At 62.6% G+C, this 14,710-nt stretch carries 13 protein-coding genes; 6 read left to right on the plus strand and 7 right to left on the minus strand.

Going from position 1 to position 14,710, the window contains the following annotated elements; translation table 11 throughout:
• Positions 1-24: 24 nt before the first annotated feature.
• The 4 genes from AC3YOG_RS10745 to dapA all read right to left on the minus strand — a co-directional run bounded on the left by AC3YOG_RS10745 (position 25) and on the right by dapA (position 4,363).
• Positions 25-2,316, minus strand: a complete 2,292-nt coding sequence (locus AC3YOG_RS10745; protein ID WP_127752507.1) for a RelA/SpoT family protein — start codon at positions 2,314-2,316, stop codon at positions 25-27.
• A gap of 144 nt (positions 2,317-2,460) precedes the next feature.
• Entirely contained in the window at positions 2,461-2,826 is a 366-nt protein-coding gene (rpoZ, locus tag AC3YOG_RS10750) for a DNA-directed RNA polymerase subunit omega (RefSeq protein WP_127752506.1), read from the minus strand.
• A 157-nt stretch (positions 2,827-2,983) separates the two neighbouring features.
• Positions 2,984-3,481 carry an SsrA-binding protein SmpB gene (gene smpB / locus AC3YOG_RS10755; RefSeq protein ID WP_127752505.1) on the minus strand — a complete coding sequence of 166 codons (498 nt, stop codon included), beginning with the start codon at positions 3,479-3,481 and terminating at the stop codon, positions 2,984-2,986.
• A gap of 6 nt (positions 3,482-3,487) precedes the next feature.
• Positions 3,488-4,363 (minus strand): 4-hydroxy-tetrahydrodipicolinate synthase, encoded by an 876-nt coding sequence (dapA, locus tag AC3YOG_RS10760; protein ID WP_489935049.1) that lies wholly within the window; start codon positions 4,361-4,363, stop codon positions 3,488-3,490.
• A gap of 240 nt (positions 4,364-4,603) precedes the next feature.
• On the opposite strand from dapA, the gene AC3YOG_RS10765 reads away from it, so the two are divergent.
• Together AC3YOG_RS10765 and AC3YOG_RS10770 are read left to right on the plus strand one after the other, a co-directional pair.
• Positions 4,604-6,709: a lytic transglycosylase domain-containing protein gene (locus AC3YOG_RS10765; protein ID WP_489935050.1), complete on the plus strand. Its 2,106-nt coding sequence runs from the start codon at positions 4,604-4,606 to the stop codon at positions 6,707-6,709.
• Between the two features lie 68 nt (positions 6,710-6,777).
• Entirely contained in the window at positions 6,778-7,713 is a 936-nt protein-coding gene (locus AC3YOG_RS10770) for an alpha/beta fold hydrolase (RefSeq protein WP_489935051.1), read from the plus strand.
• Positions 7,714-7,722: 9 nt separating this feature from the next.
• Here the strand turns inward: AC3YOG_RS10770 and AC3YOG_RS10775 are convergent, their stop codons facing one another.
• A complete protein-coding gene (locus AC3YOG_RS10775; protein ID WP_489935052.1) occupies positions 7,723-9,159 on the minus strand; it encodes an OmpA family protein in 1,437 nt (478 codons plus the stop codon).
• A gap of 329 nt (positions 9,160-9,488) precedes the next feature.
• Complete coding sequence (locus AC3YOG_RS10780) at positions 9,489-10,916, minus strand: porin (RefSeq protein ID WP_489935053.1); 1,428 nt, start codon at positions 10,914-10,916, stop codon at positions 9,489-9,491.
• Positions 10,917-11,325: 409 nt separating this feature from the next.
• Between AC3YOG_RS10780 and AC3YOG_RS10785 the strand changes: the two genes are divergently transcribed.
• Positions 11,326-12,060, plus strand: a complete 735-nt coding sequence (locus tag AC3YOG_RS10785; RefSeq protein WP_489935054.1) for an SDR family oxidoreductase — start codon at positions 11,326-11,328, stop codon at positions 12,058-12,060.
• On the opposite strand, the gene nagA is transcribed toward AC3YOG_RS10785, so the two are convergent.
• The gene (gene nagA, locus AC3YOG_RS10790; protein WP_489935055.1) at positions 12,061-13,221 is read right to left on the minus strand and encodes an N-acetylglucosamine-6-phosphate deacetylase; all 1,161 of its coding nucleotides are present in this window, start codon (positions 13,219-13,221) and stop codon (positions 12,061-12,063) included.
• A 303-nt stretch (positions 13,222-13,524) separates the two neighbouring features.
• Here nagA and AC3YOG_RS10795 point away from each other — a divergent pair, with 303 nt between their 5' ends.
• The 3 genes from AC3YOG_RS10795 (at position 13,525) to AC3YOG_RS10805 (ending at position 14,701) form a co-directional block, all read left to right on the plus strand.
• Positions 13,525-14,031, plus strand: coding sequence for a ferritin-like domain-containing protein (locus tag AC3YOG_RS10795; RefSeq protein ID WP_127752497.1), 507 nt, complete (start codon positions 13,525-13,527; stop codon positions 14,029-14,031).
• A gap of 30 nt (positions 14,032-14,061) precedes the next feature.
• Entirely contained in the window at positions 14,062-14,229 is a 168-nt protein-coding gene (locus tag AC3YOG_RS10800; protein ID WP_489890410.1) for a hypothetical protein, read from the plus strand.
• 61 nt (positions 14,230-14,290) lie between these two features.
• Entirely contained in the window at positions 14,291-14,701 is a 411-nt protein-coding gene (locus AC3YOG_RS10805; RefSeq protein WP_127752496.1) for a VOC family protein, read from the plus strand.
• Positions 14,702-14,710: the final 9 nt, after the last annotated feature.

Consider the following 14,710-nt stretch of genomic DNA (forward strand, 5'->3'; position numbering starts at 1 on the left):
GCGACAGGGTTTGGCAAGGCGGGTTTACTCCAGGTCTTCGTCATTGCCCCTCCGTTCAACCCGGCCATCCCATTCGAGGGTCGAGATCATGCCGGCTTCGCGCATGCCGGCGCGCTGCACCGAAGACAGGCCCGGGCTGCGCTTGAGCGTGGCCAGAACATCGGTGAGCTGGGCCAGGTCGCGCACTTCGATTTCAAAGATCATCTGGTGGAAGTCGGGCGAAATCATCCGCATCACCAGATTGTTGATGTTGGCGTCGCAGGCGGCAATGGCGGAGGAAATCTGCGCCAGCGAGCCTGGGCGGTTGACCGATTCCATGGTTACCACGGTGGGGTAAAGCCGCTCTTCACCGCCACCATCGAGGTTCCAGCGCACATCCACCCAGGCCACGTCGCTGTCGTGCAGGTCGACCAGGGCTTCGGAATGGATGGGGTAAACGGTGATCGGCACATCGGGCTGCAGGATGCCGACCAAGCGATCGCCAGGCACGACCCCCTCCCCCGAAATAGTCACAGGCATGTGGAAGTCGAGCTGGGCAAGAGCGGCGCGGGCGCGGGCGCCGGCGCGCTGGCCGCCCGGGACGCGAAAGCGGAAGAGGTCAGTGGCGCGCAGAGCGAACCAGCCATCGGCAGTATCGGCGACGGGCAGATCAAGCTTGCGGCGGCGTTTGCGCAGGCCCTTAAGCGCGGCGAGTTCGGTTCCCAGCTGCTCGCTGCCGATCTTGCCTTCGCCCACCGCGATCAGCAGTTCGCGCTTGCTCGGCATATGCAGGGCTTCGGCCAGCGCCTTGGCTTCGCTTTCCTCGAGGGATACGCCTTCGCGATCGAGGAGCATGTTGAGAACGCTCTCGCCAAGCGCCAGGGCGCGCTGGGCGGCGGCGTTGCGCACGGAACGGCGAATGGCCGAGCGGGCCTTACCCGTCGCGGCAATGCCGATCCAGTTGGCGGGCGGCAGGTGGTTGCGGTCGCGGATGATCTCGACTTCATCGCCACTGCGCAGCTGCGTAACAAGCGGCAGGATGGCGCCGTTGATCTTGGCGCCTACGCAGGTGTCGCCGATATCGGTGTGGAGCGCATAGGCGAAATCGATGGGGGTGGCGCCGCGCGGCAGCGCGATCAGCCGGCCGCGCGGGGTGAAGCAGAACACCTGATCCTGGAACAGCTCCAGCTTGGTGGATTCCAGGAAATCCTCGGTGGTGGCGCCGGCGGTCAGATGCTCAATGGTGGAGCGCAGCGAGCCATAGGCCTGCGATTCCTGCTCGAGCCGGCCCATATCGGCGGAGGCGCCATCCTTGTAGAGGCTATGGGCGGCGATACCGAATTCGGCGATCCGGTCCATTTCCTCGGTGCGGATCTGCAGCTCGGCGCGCTGCCGGCCGGGACCCACGATCGTGGTGTGGATGGAGCGGTAGTCGTTGTGCTTGGGGACGGAGATATAGTCCTTGAAGCGACCGGGCACGAGCTTCCAGCGGGTGTGGACCACGCCCAGCGTATGGTAGCACTCGTCGATCGAGCCCACGATCACCCGGAAGCCGATCATGTCCGAGAGCTGCTCGAGGGCGATGGATTTGCGCTCGATCTTGGTGAAGATCGAAAAGGGCGACTTGACCCGGGCCTTGACGCGCGCGGTGATCCCTTCGCTGGCGAGGCGCTCGGTCAGCTCGGTCGAGATCGTATCGATGGCTTCGCGGTAATGGACCTTCATCTGGTCCAGCCGCTCGGTGATGGCCTTGTAATGTTCGGGCTGCAGGATCTTGAAGGAGATGTCCTCAAGCTCGTTGCGCATGTCCTGCATACCCATGCGGCCCGCGAGGGGAGCATAGATATCCATGGTTTCCTGGGCGATGCGCTCGCGCTTGTTGGCCGGCATATATTGCAGCGTGCGCATATTGTGCAGGCGATCGGCCAGCTTGACGAGGAGGACGCGCACATCCTGGCTGATGGCCAGCAGGAGCTTGCGCAGGTTTTCGGCCTGGGCTTCTTCGCGCGAGACGAGGTTGAGGCGCTCGATCTTGGTCAGGCCATCGACAATGGCGCCGATTTCGGGGCCAAAGAGCTGGTCGATCTCGGCGCGGGTGGCGTCGGTGTCCTCGATGGTGTCGTGCAGCAGCGCCACGGCAACCGAGGCATCATCGAGCTTGAGGTCGGTGAGGATCGCGGCGACTTCGAGGGGATGGGCAAAATAGGGGTCGCCCGAGGCGCGCTTTTGCGTGCCATGCTTTTGCATGGCATAGACATAGGCCTTGTTCAAAAGCTGCTCGTCGACGTTCGGGTTATACGCCTGAACGCGTTCGACGAGCTCGTATTGCCGCATCATATCAGGGCCGCCCCGCCAGCGGTGAGCTTAGTGCATTGAAACCAAATGAGAAGAGGCGTCCGACAGCTGCCGAACGCCTCCCAGTGATATAGGGATATTGCCAGATCGTGCAATCTGCAGATCCGGCTAATCGCCGCTAAATTCCTAGTCGTCTCGACGCTCGGGCGGAGCCAGGCTCTCGATGCCGCGCAGCAGCTCTTCTTCGCTGATGGTGTCGAAGTTGAGCGAATCTTCGTCGCCGCTTTCAATCAAGGGCGCAGCATGCTGCTCGGGCTCGTCGACCTCGACATATTTCTGCAGCGAATGGATCAAGTCCTCGCGCAAATCTTCTGGGGAGATTGCGCCATCGCCGATCTCGCGCAGGGCGACGACCGGGTTCTTGTCGTTGTCACGGGCGACGGTGATCTGCGCACCCGATGCGATCATGCGGGCGCGATGAGCGGCCATGAGAACCAGATCGAAACGGTTCTCGATCTTTTCAATGCAGTCTTCAACGGTGACGCGGGCCACGGACGTCTCCAAATTGGATGGGGATGAAGGGGTTGCTTACACCAATGCCGGCAACAGCACAAGGTTTGGTGCGACAGCAGAAATGCAGGTGGCGCCGAATGGTTCCGGCACCGAAAGAGCCAGCGGGGGAAAGGGACTGCCCCCCTGCCCCAGCCATTTAGCCGCGGCCGCCTTCCTTCATGATGCGGGCCTTGTCGCGGTTCCAGTCGCGATTGCGCTCGGTTTCGCGCTTGTCATAGTTCTTCTTGCCCTTGCCGAGGCCGATCAGCACCTTGGCGCGGCCCTGGTCATTGAAGAACAATTTCAAGGGCACGATGGTGTTGCCGGCGCGGGACACCTCGGCATCGAGGCGGGCCAACTGCTTGCGCGACACCAGCAATTTGCGGGGGCGGCGCTCTTCGTGATTGAAGCGATTGGCCTGGAGATATTCAGGAATATGGGCATTGATCAGCCACAGCTCGCCCCTTTCGGGCGAGGCATAGGCTTCGGTGATCTGGGCCTTGCCCAGGCGCAAGGATTTAACCTCGGTGCCGGTCAGCACCAAGCCTGCTTCAAGGGTGTCGACGATTTCATAGTCAAAGCGCGCGCGGCGGTTTTCAGCCACGAGGCCATGGCTGATCACGCCGTTCTTGGCTTTGTCATTTTTTGCGGACATAGGGGCCTAGATAAGACCTGCATGGGCCATTGCAAAGTCCATGGCCTCCTGAGCGGGCTTGCTGATCGGGCAGATCGGCAGGCGCATCTCATTGGCGCATAGATTGAGGCGATTGGCCGCATATTTGGCGGGAGCAGGACTTGGCTCGATGAACAGGTCCTTGTGGAGATAAGCCAGCTTGTCGTTGATCGCGAGCGCGGCCTTGAAGTCACCTGCTAGGGACAGCTCCTGCAGCTGCGAGCAAAGACGCGGCGCCACATTGGCGGACACCGAAATGCAGCCCCGGCCGCCATGGGCGTTGAAGCCCAGCGCCGAGCTGTCATCGCCCGAGAGCAAGATGAAGTCCTCACCGAGCTTGGCGCGCTGCATGGCCGCGCGCTCGAAGCTGCCAGTGGCATCCTTGACGCCGATGATATTGGCATGAGCTTCGCGCAGGCGCGCAATGGTATCGACGGTGAGATCGACGGTGGTGCGGCTGGGGACGCTATAAAGAATAACCGGAATGCCGATGGCGCTGGCAACAGCCGAGAAATGCTGGAACAGCCCTTCCTGGTTCGGCTTGTTGTAATAAGGCACAACCGAGAGCACCGCGTCGGCGCCGGTGGCTTCGGCAAAGCGCGCGAGCGAGACCGCCTCGGCAGTAGAGTTCGAGCCGGCGCCCGCGACCACGGGCACGCGCTTATTGGCGACCTCGACACAAATTTCGACCACACGCTGGTGTTCGGCATGGGTCACGGTCGGGCTTTCGCCGGTAGTGCCAACAGGAACCAGCCCATGCGTGCCTTCGGCAATCTGCCAGTCCACAAAGCTCGAGAAGGCTTTCTCATCCACCGCCCCGTTGAGCATGGGGGTGATGAGCGCCGTTATTGATCCTCGCAGCATTTGATGGAAATTTCCTCGTTGAGTGCCACACTTGTGACTTGGGCGAATGCAATAGACCCACTCATAGTGGGCTCCTGAGACTGGGCAGCATAGTTTTTGTCGCCAGCGACCACAAGGGAGCCTGCAAAGGCAAGCTAGCCGACAAGGCAGCAACACAGCGTTTACCCTCATAGGGCAAGCTGGCGCTTCTCGCAAGAAAGTGGCGCCGGCCAGATGTGGATCAACCAGCAAGGCACGACGATGACCGGCCATATTTATGCAAGCCTTCTGGCGATGACGCTGGCGCTGCTGCCGGCGACCCCCGTGTCACATCTGGCAGCCCACAAGGGGCAAGACCCGGTGATCACCGGCTCGGTGCCAAGTCCCCCTGCCCCCCTGCTCACGGCAGCCGCGCCACCGGTCATGGCCAGCATGGGCATGGCACCAGTTCGCCCAATGCCGAGCAGCGTGCCAGCAGCGGCTAAAGCTGACCCCAAAGGCTCAGCCGCGTTCCAGGAAACTTTAGCTGCGCTCGCCGATGGCGAGGCGCGCACTGCTTTCACGCAGGCCATGGCCCTGCCTAACCTCGCCGAGCGACGGGCGCTGCAATGGGCCGCGATCTATTTCCATCGCGGGGACGTCGGCTATAGCGACATTGCCGAATTCGCCGCGACCGCTCCGGCGTTTGCCGAGGGCAGCGTATTCAAGAGCCGGGTGGAACAAGCCCTGCTGGCGCAGAGACCCAAGGACGCGGACGTGATTGCCGCGCTCGGTGACGAGCCCGCGACGCTCGAAGCTCAAATCCGGCTGGCTCAGGCCCTGCTCGCAAGCGGCGACAAAGAACGCGGCGCGGCTCTCGCGCGGCGCGTGTGGAGTGAAAATGCGCTAACGCGCGAACAGGAATCGCGCGTGCTGGCCAAGTTGGGTTCGGCGCTGGATCGCGAGGCGCATTGGGCGCGCGCCACCTATTTGATGATGCATGACCGCGCCCAGGGCAGCGAAAGGCTGCTGCCCTATCTGAGCGAAGCCCAGAAAACCCTGGTGGTGGCGCGCGCCGCAGTTTCCCGCGATGCCCCCAATGCCAAGGCGCTGCTCGACAAGGTGGATCCTGCCGTGCGGGACCACCCGGTTTATCAGTTCTCACGGGCGCAACGGGCGCGGCAGTTCGAATTGTGGGACGATGCCGTCGCCTGGCTCAATCGCGCCAAGGGGGAAGTGCCCGAAGCAACGCTGTGGTGGGGCGAGCGGCGCGGGCTGATCCGGCAATTGCTGGCGGCTGGCAAGCCGGAGCTCGCCTTTGCGGCAGCGGCAGGGTTCACCCATGGCTCCGATGGTCGGCTCGTGGAGGCCAATTTCCATGCCGGCTGGATCGCATTGTCGTTCCTCAAGGACGCGGAACTAGCCAAGACCCATTTCAGCGAAATGGCTACTCATGCCACCCTGGCCGATAGCGTGTCGCAGGCCAAATACTGGCTTGCTCGCGCCGAAGGCCAGCTCGGCGACACGGAAGCGGCAAAAGCCGCCTTTGCCGCAGCAGCCGCTTATCCAACCGCCTATTATGGCCAATTGGCCCGGGCCGAACTTGGGCAGACCGGGGCAGGCATTCGCCCCCTGCCCAGTTGGCGCGACAGCGCTGCACTGTTTGAAGCCAATGAAGTGGTGCGTGCGATCCGGATGCTGGAAACCAATGGCCAGCACGGCATGGCCCTGACGCTGTTGCGTCAATTTGGCAGTGAACTCACTCAACCCAGCGACTTGTTGCTGGCCGGGCGTCTGGCGCAGGAACTTGGCGCACAGAATGTTGCCATCGCCATCGCTTCGGCCGCGGAGCAGCAGGGCATCGCCCTTGATCTCCTGGCCTTCCCCAAGGACGAGCGCATTGTCGAGGCCAAGCTCAAGGCCGACCCTGCGGCGGTGCTGGCGGTGGTGCGGCAGGAATCCATGTTCCAGATCGACGCCGTGTCGTCGGTGGGCGCGCGTGGGTTGATGCAGTTGATGCCGGGCACCGCCAAGGAAACCGCAGCCAAGGTGGGGGTGGAATATTCGCCCGAACGGTTGTTGAGCGATCCCGGCTATAATGCGCTTTTGGGCTCGTTCTACCTCGAGGCGCAGTTGAAGCGGTATGATGGCTCGCTGCTGCTGGCGGCGGCGGCTTACAATGCCGGGGCTGGCAATGCCAACAAGTGGATCAAGGCGTTTGGCGATCCGCGCGCCGACAATGTTGATCCGGTCTTGTGGGTGGAATTGATTCCGTTTCCCGAAACCCGCAAATATGTGCAGCGGGTTATGGGCAATTACCTCGTATATCGCGAGAGGCTCGGGCATGACGCCATTTCCGCGCAAGCAGCGCTGCGCAGCATTCGATGAGCCGCTATTTTGCTTGAGAACCGGAGGGCAGCTGGCGTAACTGGGGCCACCTCAACAGCAGAAGCTTAATGGCCCGCAAGCGCTTCGTTCCACCCGACCACCCGGCTTTTGCCGGCTTGCCGATCCAGACCATCACCGCACGCGACACGCCCATCGCCGTGCATGTGCAGGGGCAGTTGTCGAGCCGGCGGTTGCCGATCCTCTGCATCCCCGGCTTTCAGCGCAATATGAGCGATTTCACCGAGTTCGCGGCATTCTTCCGCGGGTTTGACGGGGGGCGCTGGCCAGTGGTGCTGCTCGATCTGCCGGGCCGCGGCCGCTCGGGCGATCCGCAACGCATTGCCGACTATGGCGCCGTGCGGGCGGCCGAGGACGTCGCGGGTGTTCTCGCCGCTCTTGGGATTGATCGCGCGGTGGTGCTTGGCCAGGGTTATGGCGGGCAAGTCGCCATGGCGCTGAGCGTGGCGCATCCATTACTGCTCGCGGGAACCGTACTGCTCGACGCGGGGCCGGTAACCGACGCGCGCGGGATCGTGCGGCTGCGCAACAATATGGGCCATGTGGAAGGCCTGCGCGGGACGAAGAATCTAACGGCCAGCTTCCGGCGCATGCTGGCCGGGGACTATCCCGGGCTGGGCGACGCACGGCTCGAAGCACTGATGGGCCGCACGCATTTCGTGGATCGGCGGGGCCGCGCGAAGCCCCTTTATCACGCCAAGCTGCTCGAGGCGCTCAATAGCATCAGCATCGATGATGAACTGGAGCCGCAATGGCCGATGTTCGACGCCCTGCGCTGTGCGCCGCTGCTGTTGCTGGGCACCCAGCTTACCGACCAGTTGCGCCCGCAAATCTTTCGCGAAATGGCCCGCCGCCGGCCGGACGCCCAGGCACTGACCATTGCCGGGCAAGGCTCCCCGGCCCTGTTCGACCAGAAGGAAGAGATGGAGGCCATCTGCGCCTTTCTGGTCGGGATCAGCAAACAAGCGCTCGGCAAGGCGGCCTAGGCAGCCCCGCTATTCGGGAATGGTGACGACGATACGGCGATTAAGCCGGCGGCCTTCGGCCGTGGCATTGTCGGCGATGGGGTTGGATTCCCCATAACCGACGGCATAAAGCCGATCGGGGCTGATCCGGCGCAGGATCAGTGCATCAACCACAGCCTCGGCGCGGGCGACAGACAGGGCCAGATTGGCGCGATCGTCGCCCTCTGAATCGGTATAACCCTCGATATGCACCACGGCCTCCGGACAGGCGGCGAGGTCGCCAGCCAGCTCGTCGAGCGCGCCCTCGGATTCCGGCGCGATCCGCGCGGCTCCAGATGAAAAGAGAATGGAATTGCGGGCAGAGAACTCCGCCAGCGTCGCGCGGCAAGCGGTGAGGTCTGCCTTGGTGGACGAGGGGGCGGGAGTTGGGGCGGCTGCAGCTGGTTTTGCGGCCGGTGGCGGCGTGGGCGCTGCGGGGGCTTTGGCTGGCGCAGGTGGTGGGGCGGCGGGCGCCTGCGCCGGTGCGGGCACACTCGTCGCGGGCGCTGGGCCTTGGGCCGGGGCCACTGCCCGTGCGGCAGGCGCTGGAGGGGTGGCGGGCTCCTCGACAGGCTCGGGAGCGCTGGGCGCTTTGGCTGGTGGGGGAGTTGACGGCATGGCCGTTGGTGCGGGGCGTGGCTCGGCGGGCGCAGCAGCCGCAGGCGTGGGAGACTGGGGCCTTGGTGCGGGCGCCTGAGCCAGCTTGAGTGACCAAGCCGCGGGCGGAATGCGGCCGGCATCGAGCGCCTCGGTCACTGCGGTCTCATCACGATCCAAGGGCAGTTCGCCCGTAAGGCTCCAGCCAGTGCCGTCAAACCGAACGGTGCCCGAGCGCAGCAATTGGAGGGCATCAAGCCCAGCCAGGATATTCTCGCCAAAGCCCGACGGGGCGCCTGGCGCGATGCTGGTTTGGTCAACTGCCGAGGGACCGGCATGCGACAAGGCTTCAAGACCCAGATCCCTCGTGGGCAAGGAACCCGATAGCAGCACTTCCCCGGTAGCGGACTTGCTGGCCGACCAGCTATAGGCGGCGGGTTCAGGAAGCGCGATCTCCGCCCGGGCGAGCACCAGGCCCGCCGGAAGGCCCGCAAGGCTCTGCATGATCAGATCATGATCATAGCCGGAGCGGGCCACGCCGCTCAGCGTCACAATGTTCTGGCGGAGCGCGAAGCGCCCCTCCCCTAGCCGCTCCAGCACCTTGATCCCGAATTGCAGGCCCGCGTCATAAAGCTCGGGCGCACCACTGCCAAGCTTGAGCCAGTTCACATCGGCACCGGGCACCTCAGCCAAGCGATCGCGAGTGGCCTCATCGGGAGCATAGCCATCAAAGACCAGCGCTCCACCGGGTTGCCGCGTCGCCGAGATCCAATAGTCCTCTACCCGCGGCGCGGGGAGGTCGATAATGGATTGCGAGGTTCGCGGGGCCACTTGCGCCTGAGCCAAAACGGCGGAGCTGGCCGCTATCCCGATTGGCAACGAAACAACGGTCACCAGCAGCAACGCCGATTGAAGGACCTGTTGAAGGGGAACGGATCTGCTCACGGCTGGTGCTCGCTTCCTGATAGCTCAATGCTTGCCGGTAATTACGGCCTTTTTCTGCAGCAATGGTGGGATTGGCGACTTTGTCGCGCCTGCCGCTGTCCGAATGCTGGGGGCAGCATCGGCGACACGAGTGAAGCCCCGATTAATGCGGCAGGCAAAAAAGAAAGGCCCGGCAATGCCGGGCCTTCCAAACGACTAGCCGAAGCTAGCTCAGCTTATTCGAAGGTCTTCTGTGCACGAACGGTCAGGCGGTAAGCCTCGTTCGAGTAAACTTCAGCCTGAACGCCCGAGGTGAAGTCGGTGCTCGGGGACCAATCGAGACGAGCAGCGCCGTAGTAGACATTGTCGTCTGCATCGGCAGTGACCAGCGGCAGGGTATCTTCGCCGAAGTAGCCACCGATTTCGCCGGTGAGCTTCAGGGTCTCGGTGACCGCGAAGATCAACTGAGCAGCAACCTGGAGAGCTTCGTTCTCGGTGATGCCGACGAACGGACCATCGATTGGAGGAAGCTCGAAGTCGGCGGAGAAGTAACGAGCGCCGAGGTTGATCGAGACGCCTTCGGTGACATTGGCACCAACGGAGCCGGCAATGCCGTACCCGTCATTAACCAGGCCGTCGCTCTCCGCACGCTGATATTCACCGGTCAGAGCCAGAGTGAACATGTCGAAGGTGGCAGCACCCGACACCAGGCCGTGGAACTTATCGAGGTCGATGATGTCGTTGTTGTAATAACCAGCAGCGGCGGTAACGCGGAAGGCGTCGAACTTGCCGGTGACGCCAGCATGAGCGCCCCACTCGTCGATTTCACCATCCAGCACACCGATACCGAAACCGGTCAGGTGAGCCGTGATGTTTTCGCCAGCATAGCTGACAACGCCGACCAGCGAACCGGTACGCGAAGGATCGGTATCCTGGAAGCCAGAGTCGTCCAGGCCGTCGAGGTTTTCGAGACCAACGCCAACCTTGACGCCGTTGCCGACATCCGAGGTAACCTGGATGACATGGCCGCCGAGCACGTCGAGCTCGTCGTCATTGTCGAACATCACGCCGTTATCGACGCCGCTATAGCCGAAGGTGCCCAGGAAGTTGAGCGGCTGGCTGTCGCCAAAGAAGGCGATCGAGGACTTGCGGCCGGCCATGATGGTGGTGGTGTCGCCGATCGAGACATAGGCCTCGTCGATGTGCAGAGGCTCGTTGTCGCCCCAGGTGTCGCGAGCTTCGTTGCGGTAACGAACAGCTTCAACCTGCTTCAGCGTCAGGACGGCCTTGGCAGGACCGAAGTCGCTCGAAGCGGTGCCAACGAACTTCAGCCATGCAGTGACCTTGGTCTGCCAGTCATTCGAGCCGAGCGGGCCGGAATCGGGACCGATGAAGTCAGGGCTACCGAAAATGGGCAGGTTGTAGTCGTTGCCAACTGGGGTCAGGACGATGTCGTCAGCAGCGCGGTAATCGCCAAAGCGGAACTCGTAAGCAACGCCGCCCGAGATCTGCAGGCAGTTGGTGTCGGACGAGATCGTCAGGCCGGACAGGCCAAGCGAGTCACAAACGTCGAGCGAAGTGAGAACGCCCAGGTCGGCGGCGAAGCCAGCGGTCGAGAGACCGGCAGCAGCAACAGAACCGAGGATAAGGCTCTTGAGTTTCATTGTTGTTGACCTCCAAAGTCAATTCTTGGTGCCGGTTGCCCAGCGGTGCCGTAACGCGACCACACTATCGTGGTGCAGTGTGTTGCCGTCGCGTCGCGACCGACAAACGATCCCATGCATGGATTCGCAAGACCCACTCTACGCATACGCCCAGAGTACGCAATCACAGACAGGCCGTTTTGCCGCCGCAGCAATATGGTTGCGAAGTGGATGTTGCAGATTCAGCACAGGAACGTGAACTTCCTGTTAATAGTCGTTAACATCGGGTTAAATTGCTTGCCGCGCGAGCCACTTAGCAGGGGATCGGGATAGATTTAACGAGTTGAAGCGGTGGTTTTGACTGCTTGGTGTGGCATCATGCTTTGGCAAAAGATGGCGGCATTGTGCTGGGAACTGGGCGAGGGTGAGCATGAGCAAGGTTGCGGTAGTAACGGGTGGGAGTTCGGGAATCGGCCTTGCGGCCGCCCGGGGTTTGGCAGAAGCAGGCTATCAGGTGGCGATCTGCGGACGAAACGCGGAAGCGCTGGAGAGCGTAGCCAATTCGATTGAGGGCCATTGGGGACGCTGCGATGTCACCGATGACCGGGCGGTCGCGGCCTTCTTTGCCGGCGTAGTGGAGCGTTACGGGCGGATCGACCTCGTCTTCAACAATGCGGGGCGGTTTGCGCCCACCACCAATTTCGGTGACCTGCCCGTGGAAACCTGGCGGGAAATGATCGACACCAATCTCAATGGCGCGTTCTACGTTGCGCGCGAAGCCTTTCGGCAGATGCGCAGCCAAACGCCGCAGGGTGGGCGCATCATCAACAATGGTTCGATCTCAGCCTATACGCCGCGCCCGGGCGCTGCCTCTTACACTGCATCCAAGCACGCGATTACCGGGTTGACCAAGGCGATCTCGCTGGACGGGAGAGCGTTCAACATTGCCTGTGGCCAGCTCGACATCGGCAACGCCGCCACTGACATGACGAGCGGGATGAACGGCGGAGCGCTGCAGGCCAACGGGACGATCGCGCCCGAGCCCACTTTCGATCTACGATATGTGGTGGAGGGCTTGCTCTATATGGCGAGTTTACCGCTGGAGGCCAATGTGCAGTTCATGACGGTGATGGCAACCACCATGCCGTATATTGGGCGCGGCTAGTTAAGCTCGATATTGCTCGGTGCCGTTGATCCAGGTGGCCATCACTTCTCGCGACGCGGAGAGATGGACAAAGCTGGCAACGGCGCCGGGGCGTAGATGGCCGTGCTCGGCTTCGGCCCCAATAGCTTCGGCTGGATAAAGCGAGGCCATCCGCAATGCTTCCTCCCAGGTCAGCCCGATCTCGGCATGCATGAAGCCGACGGCATCGATCATGTCGAGATCGGCGCCAGCGAGGGTGCCGTCAGCCAGGCGCAGCGCGCCATCGGCGCGATAGATGGTGCGGCCATTAAGTGTCAGCGTGCGCAGGTCGGTACCAGTCTGCGACATCGCGTCGGTCACGAGGAAGATGCGCCCCGGACCGGCCTTGCCGCGCAGCGCAACGGAAATGGCGGCGGGATGGACGTGGATCCCGTCGGCGATGAGACCCGCGAACACTGCGCCATGCATGAGCGTGGCACCGACCACTCCCGGCTCCCGATGGCCCAACTGGCTCATGGCATTAAACAGGTGCGTGGCCATGGTAGCTCCTGCCGCAAAGGCGCGCGCAGCGGTGGCATAGTCGGCATCGGAATGGCCGATGCTGACGGTGACGCCAGCCTCGGCCAGCGCGGCAATCTGCTCTGGAGTGACGGTTTCAGCGGCCACCGTGCAAATCAGATTCGGGAGAAGTGTTGCAGCGGCTTGCAGTCGCGCGAGATCGGCAGGGGTCATCGGCCGGATCAGGCTGGGATCGTGCGTGCCCTTGCGCGCCACTGCGAGGTGCGGGCCTTCCAGATGCAGCCCGAAAAAACCAGGCACCCCAGCAGAGGCGGCCTGCGCGCCGGCCGCAATGGCGCGTTCGTTGACCTCGGGAGTGTCCGTGATCAAGGTCGGCAACAGCGCCGTGGTGCCGAACTGGGCATGGGCGGCGCAGATCGTGCGGATGGCCTCAAGGGAGGGATCATTGTTGAAAAGCACGCCACCGCCGCCATTGACCTGGAGATCAACGAACCCAGGCACGACGCTGCCGCCCTCCAGCACGACGCGCTCGGCATTGCCGGGAATCTGATGTGCATCCACGATCGCGGAGACGTGGCCGAACTCCACCAGCAATGCTGCATTCTCATGCCAGCGCTCGCCATCAAAGATCGGAGCGCCGGAAATGGCCAGAAGATCGCTCATGGGCGGAGGTCCCTGTTGTTGAGCCGAGATCCACGGCTGATTGTTCGGGCAGACCGGGCTGCATCGCGGCTCATATAGCAAACAAATGGGCCGGAGCGAGCCTGCTGTAAGCAAAGCGGCGACTGCGGGAGGAGGTGGCGGCGGAAGCCGCCTTCAGCAAGCCACGAGTTGTTGCGCCCCGCCTTGATGCACTTTCGGTCGGCGGGTCACGAGCGAGGATGACTAGCCAGGGCGCCGATACGGGAACCCTCACCCCAGGCGAGAGTTGGTGTTTCGACCCTGCCATAACCTGAGGACAACATCATGAATGAAGTATCTTCCATCTTCCTGAGCGGCCTTCGGAATGCGCATGCCATGGAGAACCAGGCCCTTTCCATCATGAAGCCGCAGGTGAGCCGCATCGAGAACTATCCCGAGGTGGCACGCCGGCTGGAGCAGCATATCGCCGAGACTGAAGTGCAGCTCTCACGCCTTGACCAGTTGCTCGAGGGCATGGGTGGCGACAATTCAACACTCAAGGACATGGCATTGTCCTTCACTGGCGCGATGGCGGCCCTTGGCCACACGGTCGCGCCCGACGAGATCGTCAAGAACTCGTTTGCCAACTACGCGTTCGAGCATTTCGAAATCGCCGCCTACAAGTCGCTGCTGGCGCTGGCCAACCATATCGGCGACACGCGCGCCGTTGAGTTGCTGACGCAAAACCTGCGCGAAGAGCAGGACATGGCGGCATGGCTCGACCAGCATATCGAGCCAGTCACCCTGCAATATGCAGCGCTGCGCGAAGTGGGCGAAACGGCCAAGAGGTAATCGAGCCGGATCGCCGGCAAGGAGAAGCAAATGAGCAAAACTCCCGTAAGCCACAGCAAGACCGATGACGTCCCCGCTAAAGGGGCGGACCAGAAGCCCAAAAAAGACAAGCCCAGCGAGGGCAAGACTTCAGACCATCACGTGCCGGGGGCCGATGGCCCGATCGGTGCCGAGGCCGAAGACGACAACAATCCATGACGGCATCCGGGAGGAGCAGGCACCCTGCCCCTCCCCTTTTTCTGCCCAACAAGAGGTTTTCATGCCCATAGCGCAGCGTATTTCGATCAATTTGCTGACCCGCAATATCGCCGACAACATCGCGTTCTACCAAGCCCTTTGTGGCTTTCAGATCGTGCACCAGGAAGCCTGGTATGTGGTGCTGGCGGCAAGCCCGGACAGCCAGTTTCAACTTGGGCTGATCGACTGGGTCAGCGAGTTCGTGCCCCGCGCCGCGCGGGGTGAGCCGCAAGGCGCCTATCTCGAAGTGGTCGTCGAGGACGTGGCGGGAGCCGTCGAGGCCATTCGCCCGTTCGGTACCGAGATCATCGAGGAGCCCACCACCTTTGGCCCGCTGACGCGCGCGGTGCTGCGCGATCTCGATGGCCATGTGATCGATGTGGTTTCGCCAGGTGCACGGTACACGATCCCACCCCGCCGCACCGTCGCCTGATCTGATCCC

This window comes from Devosia sp. Z6_126 (assembly GCF_058133495.1).